The sequence below is a fragment of the Polaribacter sp. M10 genome (assembly GCF_054968445.1).
The window spans coordinates 1-17019 of record NZ_JBSSBG010000021.1 but is presented as its reverse complement, the minus strand read 5'-3'; the positions used below and the strand labels follow the sequence as shown (position 1 = coordinate 17019).

Sequence of the window (17019 nt, the reverse complement as noted above, 5' to 3'; positions counted from 1 at the left end):
TCATCGATAAAAAATACCTCTATCTAATGCCGTTAAAAGTAAAAAATCCTAAGTTTGCTCTTTAAATTACAAAAACAGGTGGTTTTTAGTTGTAGATTATTAATATAAATGGTAAAAAAAAATAAGACTAAATTTATACTGGCACTATTAGTATTGTTCTTTTTAGTAGTGTCTTGTAATAAAAAAACAGATAAAAAAGATGCAAATATTCAAATCGCATTTTTAGCAGATGTGCATTTGGGTGATATTTATGGTAATTTTAGAGATAACGATTACAAGGGTGTTTTAAATCCTTCTACAGGAAAATACACTTTAGCAAGAACTATGGGGTCTCAGTTAAAATCTACGAGACTTTTTAACGAAAACTATTTCGCTTTTTTAGCCGCATTAAATGATGTTGTAAAACGCGGTGTTAAGTATGTGGTATTACCTGGAGATTTTAGTGATGACGGACAACTAGTAAATATAAGAGGATTAAAACGAATTTTACATAACTATAGCAAAAAGCACGATATTCAGTTTATAACAACCACAGGAAATCACGATCCAGTTAAACCCTTTTATCAAGATGCAGGAAAATCTGATTTTTTAGGAGAAGAAGGTAAAGCGCAAGCTATTTTTAGTAAAAGAGAATTATTTATTCTTGAAAACGAAAATGATTTAGAACCTGTAATAACAAAAGATATTGCAAAATTGGGCTACCAAGGTGTGTTAAGCGAATTAAAAGATTTTGGTTTCTTTCCTAAAAAGAGTGATGTGTATTGGGAAACACCGTTCACTAATTATTCTTATAAAAATTATAATTTTAGTGAAGCTGAAAAACAAGCGAAAATTACAAACAGAACTTATAATTTACCAAATACCAAACAATCACTTCCCGATGTTTCCTATTTAGTTGAACCTGCAGATAATTTGTGGTTTTTAGCTATAGATGCGAATGTTTATGTTCCAAAACAAAACCTTAATGAAGAAAATAATAATCCTGAGAATTTTAATAGTGCAAGTATTGGTTACAACAATGTTTTAACTCATAAAGAGCATTTATTAACATGGATTAAATCTGTAACCCAAAGAGCAAATAGGTTAGGGAAAACCTTAATTGTGTTTAGCCATTATCCAATGGTAGATTTTAATGATGATGCTACTTTAGAACTGAAGTCTTTATTCGGAGCAAATAAAATGCAGTTGCATAGAGTACCAAAAGAGGCTGTTGCAAAAGCACTATCTAATGCCGGAGTTAAAATTCATTTTGGTGGACATATGCATATTAACGATACAGGTATTAGAAATTTTAAAAATGGAACGTCTTTAATAAACATACAAATACCATCGTTAGCAGCATATATTCCTGGGTATAAATTGCTTACAGTTAAATCTAATTCTCATTTTCAAATAGAAACAATTGTTATAGATTCTGTTCCTAATTTTAATACTTTATTTTCATTATATAAGCAAGAACACAAGTATTTATCATCTAAAAACGACCCTTCAATCTGGAATATAGAGGTTTTAGAGGCAAAAACCTACAAAGACTTTACAAAGTGGCATTTAGAAGAATTGGTGCGATTACGTTTTCTAAAAAGCGATTGGCCAGAAACTTTTAAAACAGTTATGTTAACTTCTACAGGTAAAGATTTACTATTAAAAGCATTTAAAAATAAGGCAGAATTAAATCAGCAAAAATTAAGATTATCTTCTTTTGAAAATTGGACAGGTCTAGATATGATTAATGATTTTTATAAGTTAAGAAGTGCAGATAAATTGGCCTTTGCAGACATAGATAAAAATCGATTAAACGCTTATAAAATATTGTGTAATTACTTAATAAAATCTAATGAAAATGAATTAAAATTATGGGCTACTATATTTTTAAAAAGCTTAAAAGGAGCACCTGCCAATCATTTTAAAATAGATTTAAAGACCAATAGAATAACTGTTATAAATCCTTTATATTAGTATTCTTTTAATTTGTATGTAATTTTCTAAAAGGAAGTTTTATTTATGAAAAAACAGATTATTTTATGTATTTATTTCATTTCACTATTCAGTGTTAATGCTCAAAATTTAAAGTTTGAACATTACAATGATACAGATGGATTATCACATAATTCTGTAAGACATATTGTACAAGATAAACATGGTTTTTTATGGATAGGTACTTTTGAAGGGCTTAATAGGTTTGATGGTTATCAATTTAAATCTTATTTAAGTTCATCAACAAAAAACAACAAATTATTTAATGATGATATTACAGATTTAGAGTTAGACGAGTCTTTAAATAATTTATGGATTGGTACAAGAAAAGGGCTTACACTTTTTAAAACAGATACCAGAATATTTAAAACCTATTTACCAGATAAAAATAATTCGAATAGTTTACCAGATGAAGAAATTAGATCTGTACATGTAGATAAATTTAAACGTGTTTGGGTTGGTACAAAAACATCTGGAGTATATTTATTTTATCCTGAAGAAAATATTTTTAAAAAAATAGAATTACCAAGTTTTAAATACATAAAAGAAATTTTTGAAGATAAAAAAGGCAATATTTGGATTGGAAGTTTTGGTACTGCTTCTGTTGCCAAAATATCTTTAGATACAAAAGGTAATATTTCTGAAATAGAAAATTATACACTTTCAATCCCTAATTCTCAAGAAAAAAATCCATACTTAAATTTTATATATGAAGACAGTAATTCTAGCATATTTATAGGAACCAGAAAAGGATTGTATAAATTAGATAATAAAACAAATAGGTTTAAAAATTTATACATAGAAGACAATATTATTAGAGAAAATTTGGGTCCTTATTTTTTATCTATCGCACAAGCTCCAGATAAAAAATATTGGGTAGGAACTCTTGGTGGACTTTTGGTTTGTAATACATTAGAAGATATTGCAAAAGGAAAATTTCAATGGCATTATTCTATATTATCAGACGACACATCTTTAGTAGACAACCTTATTTCTTCGCTATATTTTGATGCTTCTGGGGTTTTATGGATAGGTACAGAAGAAGGTTTAGATAAGTACGATCCCTATGAAAATCAATTTCATTTAAATAAAAGTATTTCTTTGTACATAGACAATCAAGTTCCTAGAATTAGAGGTTTTGCAAAAACATTTGATGATAATATTATTGTAGCTACATGGCATAATGGACTTTTTATTTCGAAAAAAGAAAAATTTTATACGCTTAGTAATAATAAAAATATAGCAAGTATTTATTCTAATGATGGAAAAATATTTTACTGTGGTTTATGGAACGGAAAAATACTAATATATAACTACCCCAACAATACTTCAAAAATTGTAGATGTTGGTTTTGAAAACTCACCTGTTCTTACTTTTGTAAAGTATAATAAAAATACTTTAGTAGTAGGTTCTTTTGGAGGTGGTACTAAAATTATAGATTTAAAAACTCTACAACCAAACCCTGCATATGGATTATTACTACCAAATTTTGATGTAAATAAAATAATAAAGGTTGCAGATAACTTATGGTTTGCTACTGAAGGTGGTGTTGTAAAGTTTAATTTGAAAACTAAAGAAACTATTCAGTATGGTTACAATACAAATAATAAATTAGGTTTACCTCATGACAATGTTAGCGATATTTTTATAGATAACAATAATACAATTTGGGCAGCAACTAGAAAGGGTTTGGCAATTTTTAACCAAGAGAAAAAATATTTTGAACCTGTTCAATCTAAGGCTTTAAAAGGTAAATGGATTACAAATATTAGTAACGATAATTTTGGCAATTTGTGGTTAAACATGAATAATAATACCATTGCTAAATACAATACAAAATCTAAAAACTTAAACATTTATAATGTAAGAAGTGGTAATAGATTAGACGTTTTTAGTACTAACGGATTTTATAATTTTAATAATTCTAAAATTTATGCGGCAGGTAAAGAAGGAGTTATTGTTTTTGCGCCAAATGAAATAAAAGAAAATAATTATTCGCCAAAGCCAATAATTACAGAATTTAAAATTCAGAATAAAGAAGTTTTTCCAGGTGTTAAAATTAATGGTAAAACACCAATTACAGAAGATTTAAACTACGGAAAAAAGGTTGTATTAGACTATAATAACAGAAATTTTTCTATTCAATTTTCTACAGCATCTTATACAAATCAAAGGTTAAATAAATTTGAATATAAATTAGAAGGTTTTGATGATGATTGGATTGAAACCAATAGCGAATCTAGAACAGTACAATATACAAACTTGTATTCTAAAGATTATGTTTTTAAAGTAAGGTCTAGTAATAGTGATGGTAAATGGAGTAAAACTTCTTCTTATAACATTACAGTATTGCCTACTTTTTGGCTAACTGTAGAAGGTATTCTTTTAATAATTTTATTGCTTTCGTCATTTATTTATCTATTAAGAAAACAATTAAAAATACGTTTAAAATTAAAACAAGAACTTCTCCTAGAAAAAGTAAAAAGAGAAAGAGATGAAAAATTAAATAACGAGAAATTACGTTTTTTTACAAACATTTCTCATGAATTAAGAACACCGTTAACTTTAATTCTAGGCCCTGTAAAGCAATTACAAGTAGAGAAAAGTTTAAGTGAATATGCAAAAAGTAGAGTAAATTTAATAAATCAAAATGCAAATAGATTGTTAAGATTAGTAAATCAAACTTTAGATTTTAGAAGAGCAGAAACAGGAGAATTAAAACTTAAAATTTCTAAAGTTGATATCTTAACAGGAACCAAGAACATCTTTAATTCTTTTATAGAATTATCTCAAACCAAAAATATTAACTTTAATATATATATCGAAGAAGAAAACTTAGAGTGTTGGATAGATATGGATAAGTATAATAAAATATTATACAATTTACTTTCTAATGCCATGAAGTTTACAAATAATTACGGGAACGTAGATTTATTTATTGGGTTTAAAGGAAAAAAGAATAAAAAACTTATAATTGAGGTAAGTGATGATGGAATTGGAATTCCATTAGAAAGTCAAGAAAAAATATTTACACGATTTTATCAAGCCCAAAACAGTAAAGATAGTACTACCGGAACCGGTATTGGTTTGTCTTTTGTTAAAGCCCTAGTTAATTTACATAAAGGAGAAATTATAGTACAAAGTACACCAAAAGAAGGAAGTATTTTTACAGTAAAATTACCGGTTTATTTAGAAGCATTCTCTAAAGATGAAATATTTAATTTTACAGTTTCTAAAGAAAATGATGAAAAATTAGTGTCTGTTAGACAAGTAGAGGCATCTTACAAAAATATTTCTGTAAAAAAATCTAAATCTAATGTAGATATTAAACATAAAATATTGGTTGTAGATGACAATTCTGAATTAAGAAAATATGTTGTAGAATATCTTTCTAGTTACTACAAGGTTTATGAAGCAGAAAATGGACAAGAGGCTTTAGATATTTGCAGGAAAGTAAAACCTGTACTATGTGTTGCAGATGTTATGATGCCTGTAATGGACGGTTTTCAATTTGTAGAAGAATTAAAAACAGATGAAAATATAAGCCATACAGCAATTATTTTACTTACAGCGTTAGCAGAAAATGAAAATAGAATTAAAGGTTATAAAATTGGTGTAGATGGATATTTAGTAAAACCTTTCGACCCATCTTTACTTAAAACAAGAATAGATAATATTATAAAAACTTATTTCGATTTAAAACAGAAGTTTTCTGGAGATGCAGAAAGTGATGTTATAACATTGGCACATTCTCAAATAGATATCGATTTAATTTCAAAAATTAAAGATATTATAGAAGCTAACATTAGCAACCCAGAGTTAACACCTAGTTTTTTGTGTAAAGAGTTGGCAATGAGCTCTTCAAAACTATATAGAAAAATAACACAATTAACAGACATGTCTCCTAATGAATTTATTAGAACAATTCGTTTAAAAAAGTCTTCAAAATTACTGAAAACAAAAAACTACAACGTTTCTGAAGTAGCCAATATGGTTGGTTTTAATGATCCTTTATATTTTAGTAGATGTTTTAAAAAACAATTTGGTCATGCACCTAGTACTTTAATAAAGTAGTATAATTATCCATACTTTTGAGTAATTTGTCTTGGTTTAATTAGTATTAATTATTCATATTTGATTAACTAAACACATCAAATAAAACACATGAAAAATACATCTAAACCACCTGTGGTTTCTAAAGAAATCTTAATTCCTTTTATTTTAGTAACTTCTTTATTTGCTCTTTGGGGTTTTGCAAACGCAGTTACAGACCCTATGGTACAAGCCTTTAAAAAGGTTTTAGAGCTATCCAATTCTCAAGCTGCTTGGGTGCAAATGGCTTTTTATGGTGGTTACTTTTGTATGGCTTTACCAGCGGCAATGTTTATGAGAAGATATTCTTATAAAGTAGGAATTTTAATTGGTTTAGGTTTATATGCAACAGGTGCTTTGTTATTTTATCCTGCAGCAATTACAGAACAATTTTGGTTTTTCTGTTTAGGTTTATATATTTTAACTTTTGGATTGGCTTTTTTAGAAACTGCAGCAAACCCTTATGCTTTAGCAATGGGAGCTAAAGAAACAGCAACTCAGCGATTAAATTTGGCACAAGCATTTAATCCTATTGGTTTAATTGCTGGTTTATTTGTTGCACAACAATTTGTGTTAAAAAATTTAAAATCAGATGATATAGAAGATTTTAGTACTCTAGATGAAGCTTCAAAAATTTTAATAAAAACATCCGATTTATTAGTAATTAGAAATCCATACGTAATTTTAGGATTGGTGTTAATTGGTGTTTTTATTTTGTTTTTAATAAGTAAGATGCCACAATCTAAAGATCAAGGTAAAATGCCTAAAATAAGCGATACTTTTAAATCTCTTTTTAAAAATAAAAAATATGCTTTGGGTGTTTTGGCTCAAATATTTCACATGGGATGTTTGATTATGTGTTGGACTTATATTTACCAATATTCTGAGGCCATAGGGATAGATGCTGTTACTGCAGGTTATTACCAAATGTTTGCATTTGTAATATTTACAATTGGTAGAGCTGTGGGCACTTATTTACTTAGATTTATTAGCTCAGGTAAATTGTTGATGTACTTTGCTATATTAGGTTTTGTATTTACGTTTAGTGCTATTGTAATAGAAGGAACTGTTGGGTTGTATAGTTTGGTGGCGGTTTCGTTTTGTATGTCTTTAATGTTCCCTACAATATATGGTATTGCATTAGGAGACTTAACTGAAGAGCAATCTAAAGTTGGTTCTGCGGGTTTAATTATGGCTATTGTAGGTGGTGCATTAATGCCTAAGCTACAAGGTATGATTATAGATCTTGGTGGTAATAAAGTAAATGACATTAAAATATTAGGCGTTTCAGAAATCAATTTTTCGTTTATTTTACCTTTATTTTGCTTTGTATTTATTGCTTGGTATGGATTATATGTTTCTAATAAAGTAAAACTTTCTAACTAAATAGTTGAAGTATTATTACACTTTAAGGAGGTAATTTTATTTTAAACTAACATTACTTTTATATCGTAGTTTTATAATTATTTGTAATAAAAAAAAAGCTTCTATTCTTTTGAATAGAAGCTTTTTTAATAATAATCGGTTACTATTATTATAGATACTAAAACTTAATAAGTTTCATTACTTTTCTTTTATTACTAGAAGTCATATCTAAAATATACGAACCAGCCTTTAAGTCTTTCCCATAAGTGTTTTTACCAAAATAAAAGGTTCCTTCTTTAACTTTTGCACCTAAAATATTGTAGATTTTATATGAGGTATATTTTTCTTTACTATCGATAGTAAATTGATTATTGGTTGGGTTTGGATAAACACTTACAGTATTTAAAATATCAAACTTTGCAGTGCTTAAAGTGGCAGCTGCTTCTAGCTCTGAAACGGTATAAGATGTGCCTGTTTTACCAAAAACTAATTTATCAAACCAAATCCCATCTTCTCTTGCTCCTATTTGATAGGTAACTGTAAGATTATCTGGTGTTATATCATAACTCCATCCACTTGTGTTATGCAATTGTGAAATATTTACCCATTTCCATTGATTAATAATTTCAGGCGTTACTAGTTCACCAGTTACAACATCAGTTGCTGTAGTAAAACCTGTATTATTTAATTGATTCATATTAACCCAATCTGAACCGCTAAAAGGGTCTTTTGCACCCATACTGTTTGCTACATAAAAACTGTCGTCATTGTCACCAAGTGGACCAATATAAATTTTCATATACAGATCATAAGTGTCTGCTTCTGGAAAAGTAATATTGTATGTAATTACTTTAGTAGCTGAACCTGGATTGGTTGTTGCTAAAAAATTTGTTTGTGGATATACATATGTAATACTACCATCGGTTCCAGTGGTGTAATCACTTCCTAAAGTGCCAGATTCTGCTTCTACGCGAAAAGGCTCTGTGCTTTGAGCAAATATTGAAAATGCACTGATTAACATAAAATAAATAGAGAATGTAATTTTTTTCATAATGTTTAGTTTATAGTTTATAATTTTTTTTAAAAAACAAGTATTTAATTTTCTGTAAGAGATAATAGAAATGTATATTTTACACTTGTTTAATTTCTTGTAAAGTAAATATAAATTTAGGCTATTTATGGGTTAATATTCAGCTTAAAATGAGGTGTGAATTGTTTTAAATTGCAATAAGTTGGTATAAATTGCAATTTTTTAAAAAACTTTGTTTTAGTTCTTTATTGCATGATCTATATTTATCTTTTGCCCAGACCAAATCTTCTTTTGAGTCCAAGGTTGATAGGGAGCATTCCAAAACTCATTATTAAATGGCAAACCAAGAATTAAAAATACTTCTGAACAAAGATATAAGCTTCCTGTAGAAATATATCCTTCACCGATATTTGGTTGATGACCATACAAGCCTATTTTTAGCCAACCATTTTTATCGAAAGTACCTTTTGCATTTATTTGATTTTTAACCATAGTATATAATGCAGAACGAACTTGTGCTGGTTTAACTTCTTTTGGTAATTCTTGCCAAAGAGCTATTTGTGATAATGATTGAAATGCTCCAAATCTATAGGCTAATGATCTGCCAATTGGAGGGTATGTACCATCAGAAGAAATTAGTCGTTCTTGAATAGCTGCATAACGTTTTGCTCGCTTTAACGCTACATCATAATCTCTTTTAAAATGCTTGTTTTTTTCTATAATTACTTTTAAAATATCGAGTATCATAGGTTGAATAACAAAACTGTTATAATAATCCCAATGAAAATTTGGTCCATCTCCATACATACCATCACCTAAATACCATTCTTTATGTTTATTTAAAGGATAATCTAATCGCATCATATCAGCTCCTGCATCAAACTTAAGTAGTGCAGCTTCAATCATTCCAGAAAAAAGTAACCAATTACTATAATATGGTTTAATAACTCTTGTAGATTTTAATGCATTAATTACATTTTCTTTAGTTGTTTTGTCTAAAGGTTCCCACAATTGTTTTGGAGCTCTAATTAAGGCCTGCGCAAAAAAAGCTGCATCTACTAAAGGCTGTTTGTCGTTATTAAAATTCATGAAATCTGCAGACTCTGGGTTGGTTGCATTACGAATACATTGCTGAGCTAAAGCTATATATTTTGCTCTTAATTTGCCTTCTTCTGTATCATCTGCTCCTAACTCTAACCAAGGAGCCATTCCAGAGAGTAACCTGCCAAAACCCTCTAAGTAAGTTACATGGGTTCTATCATCCCAAGCACCAGGTGATTTCTCTACAGGCATTAATGTTTTTAATTTATTTTCGCTTAAGGCGGATAGTAGAGGATCTGCAATTTTAATTAATGAGGATACAAAAAATTCTCTAACTTCTTTATTTGTCTTATTTTGTAATTTATTTTCTTGTGAAAAACTCTTAATAGTTATTAAGAATAACCCTAAAATTAGGATATTTTTTAATTGATTATTCATTGTATATAATTGTTTTTGTTTCATCATTATTAAATTTTATCATAATTTTTTTTGAATTATCTGTTGCCTTTATACTTTTAACAGGGCATAATTCTTTTATTGTCCATTTTTCTCCAGATTTTTTCCAAAGCATTAAAGTTGCGTAAATATTTGCTTTTTTAGGCTGTATGTTTTCATTAACTAAAACATTTATGACTGAGCTTTCATCACTTTCTGGATGCAATCCTTTTGCTTTTACAACCTCTATATTTTGCCAACCTAATAAAGGAATAGTTGCTAATTGATAAACTCCGTTATCAATAATTGTTACTTTATATCCTTTTACTTTTTTTGTAGTTGTTATAATTTCTTTATCTAGTTTTGGCAATGCATAATGTCCTAATCTCATAGAAATAGGTTTGTTACTATTATTTTTATCCACCCTTAAAATTCCATTTGGCAAAGGAATATCCGCTAAATTAAATTTAATATTTTCATCTGTTTCTAAAACTACATCTCTATAATAAACATCATCTTCAAACTTTTTAAAGGTATATAACCTAAAGGCTTCCCATTGGTTTTGTTTATTTTTTATTACATAATTCATGGCAACTTCACCATTTTTACCATCTGCTTGCCAAGGAAAAGCACTGTTATATGACAATCTATTATAATTTTCTGTTGATCTAAACTTTTGCCAATCATCTTTTACTTTTTCATGACACCAAGCTCTTAATTCTGAGGCTCCTATATTTGGATAATTAGTAATTAAAACTTCTGATTTGCCTTGAAACTTATTGTAAACTTTTCCTTTTTCCAATTCATCATCCCATGCTCCATTATTTTCTTTGGCTGTCCAAAAAGGACTATCATCTGGAACTAACAAACCAAAAAAAGCTTTCCCCATCCAATATACACTTCCTCTACAGCTATAATTTTGTACTGCGGGTTCAAAGACACCATAAAATCCAAGTGTAGGTACATTGTCTTTCATAAAATCTGGGTGTGTAAAAAACTGTTTAATTACTCCAGATGAAATTCTGCGCATCCATCCATAATTTAAGTTTTCATCGTTTTGGAAACCCATTAAAGGAAAAGGAACAATAGATCCTGTTCTGTAACTAATACTTCTTCCATACATAATCATTTTCCCATCTTTACTAAACATATATGGGTAATTATTTTTTAAACCATTAAAGTTTAATTTAAATTGTTTTGCAATTTCTGGATAATATTTATCTCCAAAATATTGAGACCAAACCATTCCATACATTTGAAAAGCCCACATGCTATAATAATCATATGCAGGACTATCATTATACCAACCATTACCTCTATAATGAGTTAAAGATCTATTTAAATATTTTACCAATAAGTTTTCGTTAACACGATATCCTTGATCTTTAAAAAAGCTTAACACAAAAATGTTAAAGAACTTCCAATTAGAATCTACTGTGGGTCCATCTCCATAACTTAACATAATTCTAGCCAATTCATCTTTTTGATGTTGTGGAAGAGGTTCCCATAAAACATCAGGATTTACAAGCATTGATAAAGCTAAAGCTCCAAACTCTACTAAATTCTGACTTGGTCCTCCATTTTTAGACCTAGGAACAATATATGACTTACTATCAGAATCTATGAGTTTACCTATTTGATATCGATAATAATCGGCAACTTTAATGTTATTAATAACCAAATCTGGATTATCTCTTAAAATAGGAGATGCTACAAACAATGTTCTACACAACCCCTCTAATTTTTCAGTTGGAACCCTCGCTTCATTATGAGGGTAGCTTTTTCCTAGTTGTTTAGGAAACTTCATCGGATCATCTAAATGATCTATGTAACTAAATGCACCTTCTAACAAATACATGGCTGCATCTTTCCAATGCTGCTTGGTCATACCTGTATAAGGACTTATCTCATAATTAGGATTTTCTATATTAAAAATCTTATTTTTTTTATGCTTGTTTTGTGAGAATATTGATACTCCAAAAGTTAAAAATAATACTAAAAAGAATTTCATTTTCCTATAATTTTAAATCATCAAATAGCTATCTATTTATTATAATGTATATAAGTTATCTGCACTTAATCTGTACTTTAGGTCATTTTAAAGCCCATTACCTGCTGATTAATACCCCATACAAACATATTACAAGTGTTATATTTACACTTGTAAAAGAGTAAATGTACAAAAACATTCTTTATATTTTTTAGTTTGGTTTTGTTTATTGCAAAAACGCTCTTAGATAAAATATTTAATTAACTATAAATGATGTGATTAATTACTTGTAAAATAATTATGGGCTATTAATTATCATGATTTATTTTAAAAAATAAAACAATTAACTATAAACAACAAACAATGAAAAAACAATTACTCTTAGTAAGTTTAATACTTGCTTTTTTAACAACTCAAATCTATTCTCAAGAACCTAACTTAGTAGAAAAAGCAGATTTACCCACAACACTTTTATCTAATAGAATTTTTAATGCTACAAACATTATAGATACTATTCATATACCTTTAAATGTGAATCAAAATATGTCTCTAGAAATTACAGCTACCATTAATTCTACTAGTGGTAGAGGGTTAGATTTTGACTTTAGAAAAAAAGATTTTAGAGGGTTTAGAACTTCTTTAAATACCGAAAAATTACAATGGACAGCTTCACTATCAAATTCATACATGATGAATTTTTCTTCTATAGAAGAACAAACTATTCGATATGCTATAGAAGGAGATAAAGTACACATTTATCAAAATGGTAGTTTTATTGAAAGTAAAAATTTAGAAACTATTTTTAATATTGAAAACGGAGTAGAAAACACAAATCCAGACCTATCTTCTTTAACTAATGGACCGAACAAACTAGAAAATGTATTTGGTAATTTAACAACACAAACTCCTTTACAGGCGGGTTGGAATAATAATGGTGCTGGAAATGTACCATGGAATACCCCAAACTCTAACTCTGGAGTAAGATTTACAAATACATTGAATGCTAATCTAACTTACATCGGACAAACTTTTACAGACGCAAGTCATTTTATGTTAATGCGCTGGGAAAGTGGTGTAACTAACGGATCTTCGTACTATTATCCAGTAACTCTAGAGGCAAATACAACGTATAATCTTAGTTCTCTTTATGCTTATTGGGGAAATGGTTCTGCAGGAACGTTTAAAATAAGTGCAAGTAAAGATACCACAGGAAACAACATTATCAATCAATTTTCTACCACTGTTACAAACGGAAACCAAAGAAAACTAAACGATAGTAATATGGCTTTTACAACAACAGAGGCCGGTACATATTACTTATTATTTGAGAATGATGGTGGAGGTATTTGGTTTGTGGGAGATTTATCACTTAAAAAATTTGAAGCACAACCCAGAATTATTCTAGGTAAAAATTACCCAAATAATGCAGCAGATATAAATATAAAATCTGTAACTTTTGATGCTTCTGGTTCTTATGCACCAGTTTCATCAGGTAATGCACCTAGAAATCCGGTAGTAATAGATAATGAAGATTTTAGTATAGCCCGTTTTATAAATGCAGAAGTAACTGTTTCTGGAAAATCTGATTTACATATTACAGATAAAGATCCTCTGCGTAACAGTTCTATTAATTTAATTTCAAATGATGCTTGGTTGTTTATAGAAAGAATTAAACCATCTATTTTTTTACAGGAAACAAACGGTTGGTTAGATGCTGTAAAAATTAACGGACAAAAATTTGATATTACCAAAGATAGAATTGGTATCTATGCGTCTGGATGTGTTATTATTCCAAATGGAAAATTAGCCATGCAAAATGCACTTACCATTTATACTGAAGAAAATTTTGGTGGAACTTCTACAGATTTAGAAGTTGAAACATACCACAATAATTTAGGAGCTTTTGATAATAATGTAAAATCTTTTAAACTAAAAAAAGGTTTCGCAGCAACTTTTGCAAATAACCCAAATGGAACTGGATTTAGTAAAATGTTTATTGCCAGTGATAATGATATTGAAGTATCAACATTACCTGAAGGTTTTATAGCAACTTCAACAGACCAAAGTAGTTTTGTTTCATTTATTAGAGTGTTTAAATGGCAATGGAATTCTAAAAAAGGATTAGCGAATAAATTAGGAGGAGATGCAAACTATAAAGCAAGTCCAACAATAAGCTATAACTGGTCTGCAGGTGGAGATACAGAAAGTGTTGATGTTACTTTTGTACCTATGAGACATAATCTGGGCTGGGATTCTTTTACCAAAATAAACTCTAACACCAATGTATCTCATGTATTAGGGTATAACGAACCTGCAAGACCAGACCAAGCAAACATGTCTGTTGCCTCTGCAATAAATCAATGGCCAGAAATTTTTAAATCTGGTTTAAGAATCGGTTCACCTGCTCCAGCTGCTATAGGTAGCTCTTGGTTAACAGAATTTATGCAAATTTGCGACGAACTAAATTATCGAGTAGATTTTATTGCTTTTCATGCTTATCAAGATCAGCCAACAAGTTGGTGGAGTTGGAATATTTCTACAGCAGCAATTGGAGGAAGGCCTGTATGGATTACAGAGTGGAATAATGGAGCAAACTGGACCAATGGAGCAGATGCATCTAAATGGCCAGATGTTAGCGGACCAAGGTTTTACCCTAATGGAGACCCAATATTAGACGAAAACGGTGTACAAAAAACAGGATCATTACCACTTACACCTGCTAATGCAGAAAGAAACAAAGTTAAACTAGAACAAATATTAAATTATTTTGAAACAAATGATTTAGTAGAACATCATTTTTTATATCAATGGGTTAATGATGCTAGAGCATTAGAATTAGGAGGTCAACTTACACCTGCAGGTGAAATGTTTGGAGAATTTAAATCTGATAAAGGGTTTAAAAAATCTATAGAATATAATCACACATGGAAAATTGCACCTGCTTGGTTACAACAGCGTTTTTCTAGTGATTATAGCAAAAGTATAATTTCTTGGTATGATCATAATGGAGAAACAGGTAAAAAATATGTTTTAGAAAGAAAAACAGATACAGAAACCAATTTTACACCCATTGCAACTTTAGTAAAACGCGAGGATTATGAAATTGGAGGAACAGTAAGTTTCTATGATAATTTAACTTACAATTCTGCAAAATATCGAGTTAAAGCTACTAGTTATAAAGACACAGAATCTAATTATTCTAGAGAAATAGAAGTAGTTATAGATCAACCAGCAGTTGCTCCAGTGTTAACAGGTAAAGCAATATCTGGAACTATAATTCAGTTAGATTGGAATAATGCAACACATGCAAAAAGCTATACTTTAAAAAGAGCTAACTCTATAGATGGTACATTTGAAACAATTGCAGAAAATATTGATGCAACTACATATAAGGATGAAAATTTGACTGCAACAACTTCTTATTATTATAAAGTTGTAGGGCTTAACAGTGCTGGAGAAGGAGCATACTCTTCTGTTGTAGAGGTTACAACCAATGCCATAAATAGTCCTGAAGAAATAGAAGGCTTATATGTTTCTTCTGGTGATAAATCTGTAATAATTACTTGGGATTTTGTTTATGATACTGCATATAAAATAAGTAAATCATCGAGCTTAAATGGTCCTTTTACAGAAATCTCTTCAAGCTTTTCTGGTTCAAGATATGTAGATAACAGCAATGTTGAAAATGATAATACCTATTACTATAAAGTACAACCATACAATGATCAAGGTATTGGACCAGAATCTAATGTTTTAGTTGCAAATCCTAAAAAGGGGCAACATGCAATGTTTCATTTTAATGAAAACACTGGAGTTAAAACGTTTGATGAATGGGGTGGTTATCATGGTGAGTTAAAAGAAAATCCACAATGGTCTTCTGGTAACGATGGAAGTGCAGTTACATTATCGGCAACAGATGAATCTTATATACAGCTTGGAGATGATATTGTAGCAAACCTTACCGATTTTACTATTGCATCTTGGTTTAAAACACCCGCAGTTACCAACAACTATTTACGTTTATTTGATTTTGGTGCTGGTGGTTCTAATTTTATGTTATTAATACCTAAGGCAAACGAAACAGAATCAAGATTTATAATAGACCCAATTGTAGGTAGTAGATATAATGTGTACATGCCTTGTAATTTTCCAATAGACGAATGGGTTCACGTAGCTTTAACCTTAGAAGGTAATACATTAAAATATTTTATTAATGGTGAATTAGTATTTACAGACAATAACTGTACTTTAAGTCCTTCTGATGTAGGTTCTACAAATCAAAATTATTTAGGTAAATCACAATATTCGCAAGACGAGTTTACCAATTATAGTTATGATGAATTTAGAATTTATAACTATGCTTTAACAGAAAGTGATATTACAAAACTTTCTAATAGAGAAACCTTATCTGTAGAAAGTATAGACGATGTTAATACTGCAGATGTTAGAGTATATCCTAATCCCTTAGAAAAAGAACAGAAAATTAACATTGACCTTAGCACTATATACAGTAAAAGCATTAATGGCGCAATTAACGTTTATAATTTGTTAGGAGCTTTAGTAAGTACTCATAAAATTGATAAAGCTAAAATGACTATTAAAGCACCGTCTAAAAGTAATATTTATATTGTTGAAATTAGAACAACAAAAGTTACTAAGCAATTAAAGATTATTGTTAAATAACAATTAATACAATTAATAAAATGGGTATGATAATTTGACTCTTTCCCATCAAGTTTGACACTTTCCCATCAAGTGTGTAAGTTAAAAATTACAGGATTAGATTTTTCATAGTTTAATCCTGTTTTCAAATATAGCTAAAAATTGATTTCAAACTAATTGTGCTCTATATCCTTTTGTTGATTGCTTTTATTTAAAGCAGCTTCAATCATATCAATTTTATTTTTAGAGATATCAGAAAGCACATCACCTAAACAATCAATAATTAAAGAATTTCCAGAATATTCATAATTATTGGCAATACTTCTTGTTCTTTTTAACCAATTGATTAACTCATATTTTCTATTTACGTGTTATTAAAAGCATATTCCGTACTTTAATTCTTTTTGTTTGATGAACTTAAAGACCCTTC

Annotated in this window: 7 protein-coding genes; 4 read left to right on the top strand and 3 right to left on the bottom strand. The window is 29.1% G+C overall.

Annotated features, from left to right (window positions below):
• Positions 1-168 precede the first annotated feature (168 nt).
• The 3 genes from ACWYN7_RS15065 (at position 169) to fucP (ending at position 7452) form a co-directional block, all read left to right on the top strand.
• A complete protein-coding gene (locus tag ACWYN7_RS15065; protein ID WP_462860795.1) occupies positions 169-1956 on the top strand; it encodes a metallophosphoesterase in 1788 nt (595 codons plus the stop codon).
• 45 nt (positions 1957-2001) lie between these two features.
• A complete protein-coding gene (locus tag ACWYN7_RS15060; RefSeq protein WP_462860794.1) occupies positions 2002-6048 on the top strand; it encodes a hybrid sensor histidine kinase/response regulator transcription factor in 4047 nt (1348 codons plus the stop codon).
• A gap of 90 nt (positions 6049-6138) precedes the next feature.
• Positions 6139-7452: an L-fucose:H+ symporter permease gene (gene fucP, locus ACWYN7_RS15055; protein WP_462860793.1), complete on the top strand. Its 1314-nt coding sequence runs from the start codon at positions 6139-6141 to the stop codon at positions 7450-7452.
• A gap of 157 nt (positions 7453-7609) precedes the next feature.
• On the opposite strand, the gene ACWYN7_RS15050 is transcribed toward fucP, so the two are convergent.
• The 3 genes from ACWYN7_RS15050 to ACWYN7_RS15040 form a co-directional block, all read right to left on the bottom strand.
• Positions 7610-8482 (bottom strand): T9SS type A sorting domain-containing protein, encoded by an 873-nt coding sequence (locus tag ACWYN7_RS15050; RefSeq protein WP_462860792.1) that lies wholly within the window; start codon positions 8480-8482, stop codon positions 7610-7612.
• A 216-nt stretch (positions 8483-8698) separates the two neighbouring features.
• Positions 8699-9940 carry a DUF2264 domain-containing protein gene (locus ACWYN7_RS15045; protein WP_462860791.1) on the bottom strand — a complete coding sequence of 414 codons (1242 nt, stop codon included), beginning with the start codon at positions 9938-9940 and terminating at the stop codon, positions 8699-8701.
• A complete protein-coding gene (locus ACWYN7_RS15040) occupies positions 9933-11948 on the bottom strand; it encodes a DUF2264 domain-containing protein (protein ID WP_462860790.1) in 2016 nt (671 codons plus the stop codon). The genes ACWYN7_RS15045 and ACWYN7_RS15040 overlap by 8 nt, the downstream gene beginning before the upstream one ends.
• 342 nt (positions 11949-12290) lie before the next feature.
• Here ACWYN7_RS15040 and ACWYN7_RS15035 point away from each other — a divergent pair, with 342 nt between their 5' ends.
• Positions 12291-16610, top strand: coding sequence for a glycosyl hydrolase (locus ACWYN7_RS15035; RefSeq protein WP_462860789.1), 4320 nt, complete (start codon positions 12291-12293; stop codon positions 16608-16610).
• Positions 16611-17019 lie beyond the last annotated feature (409 nt).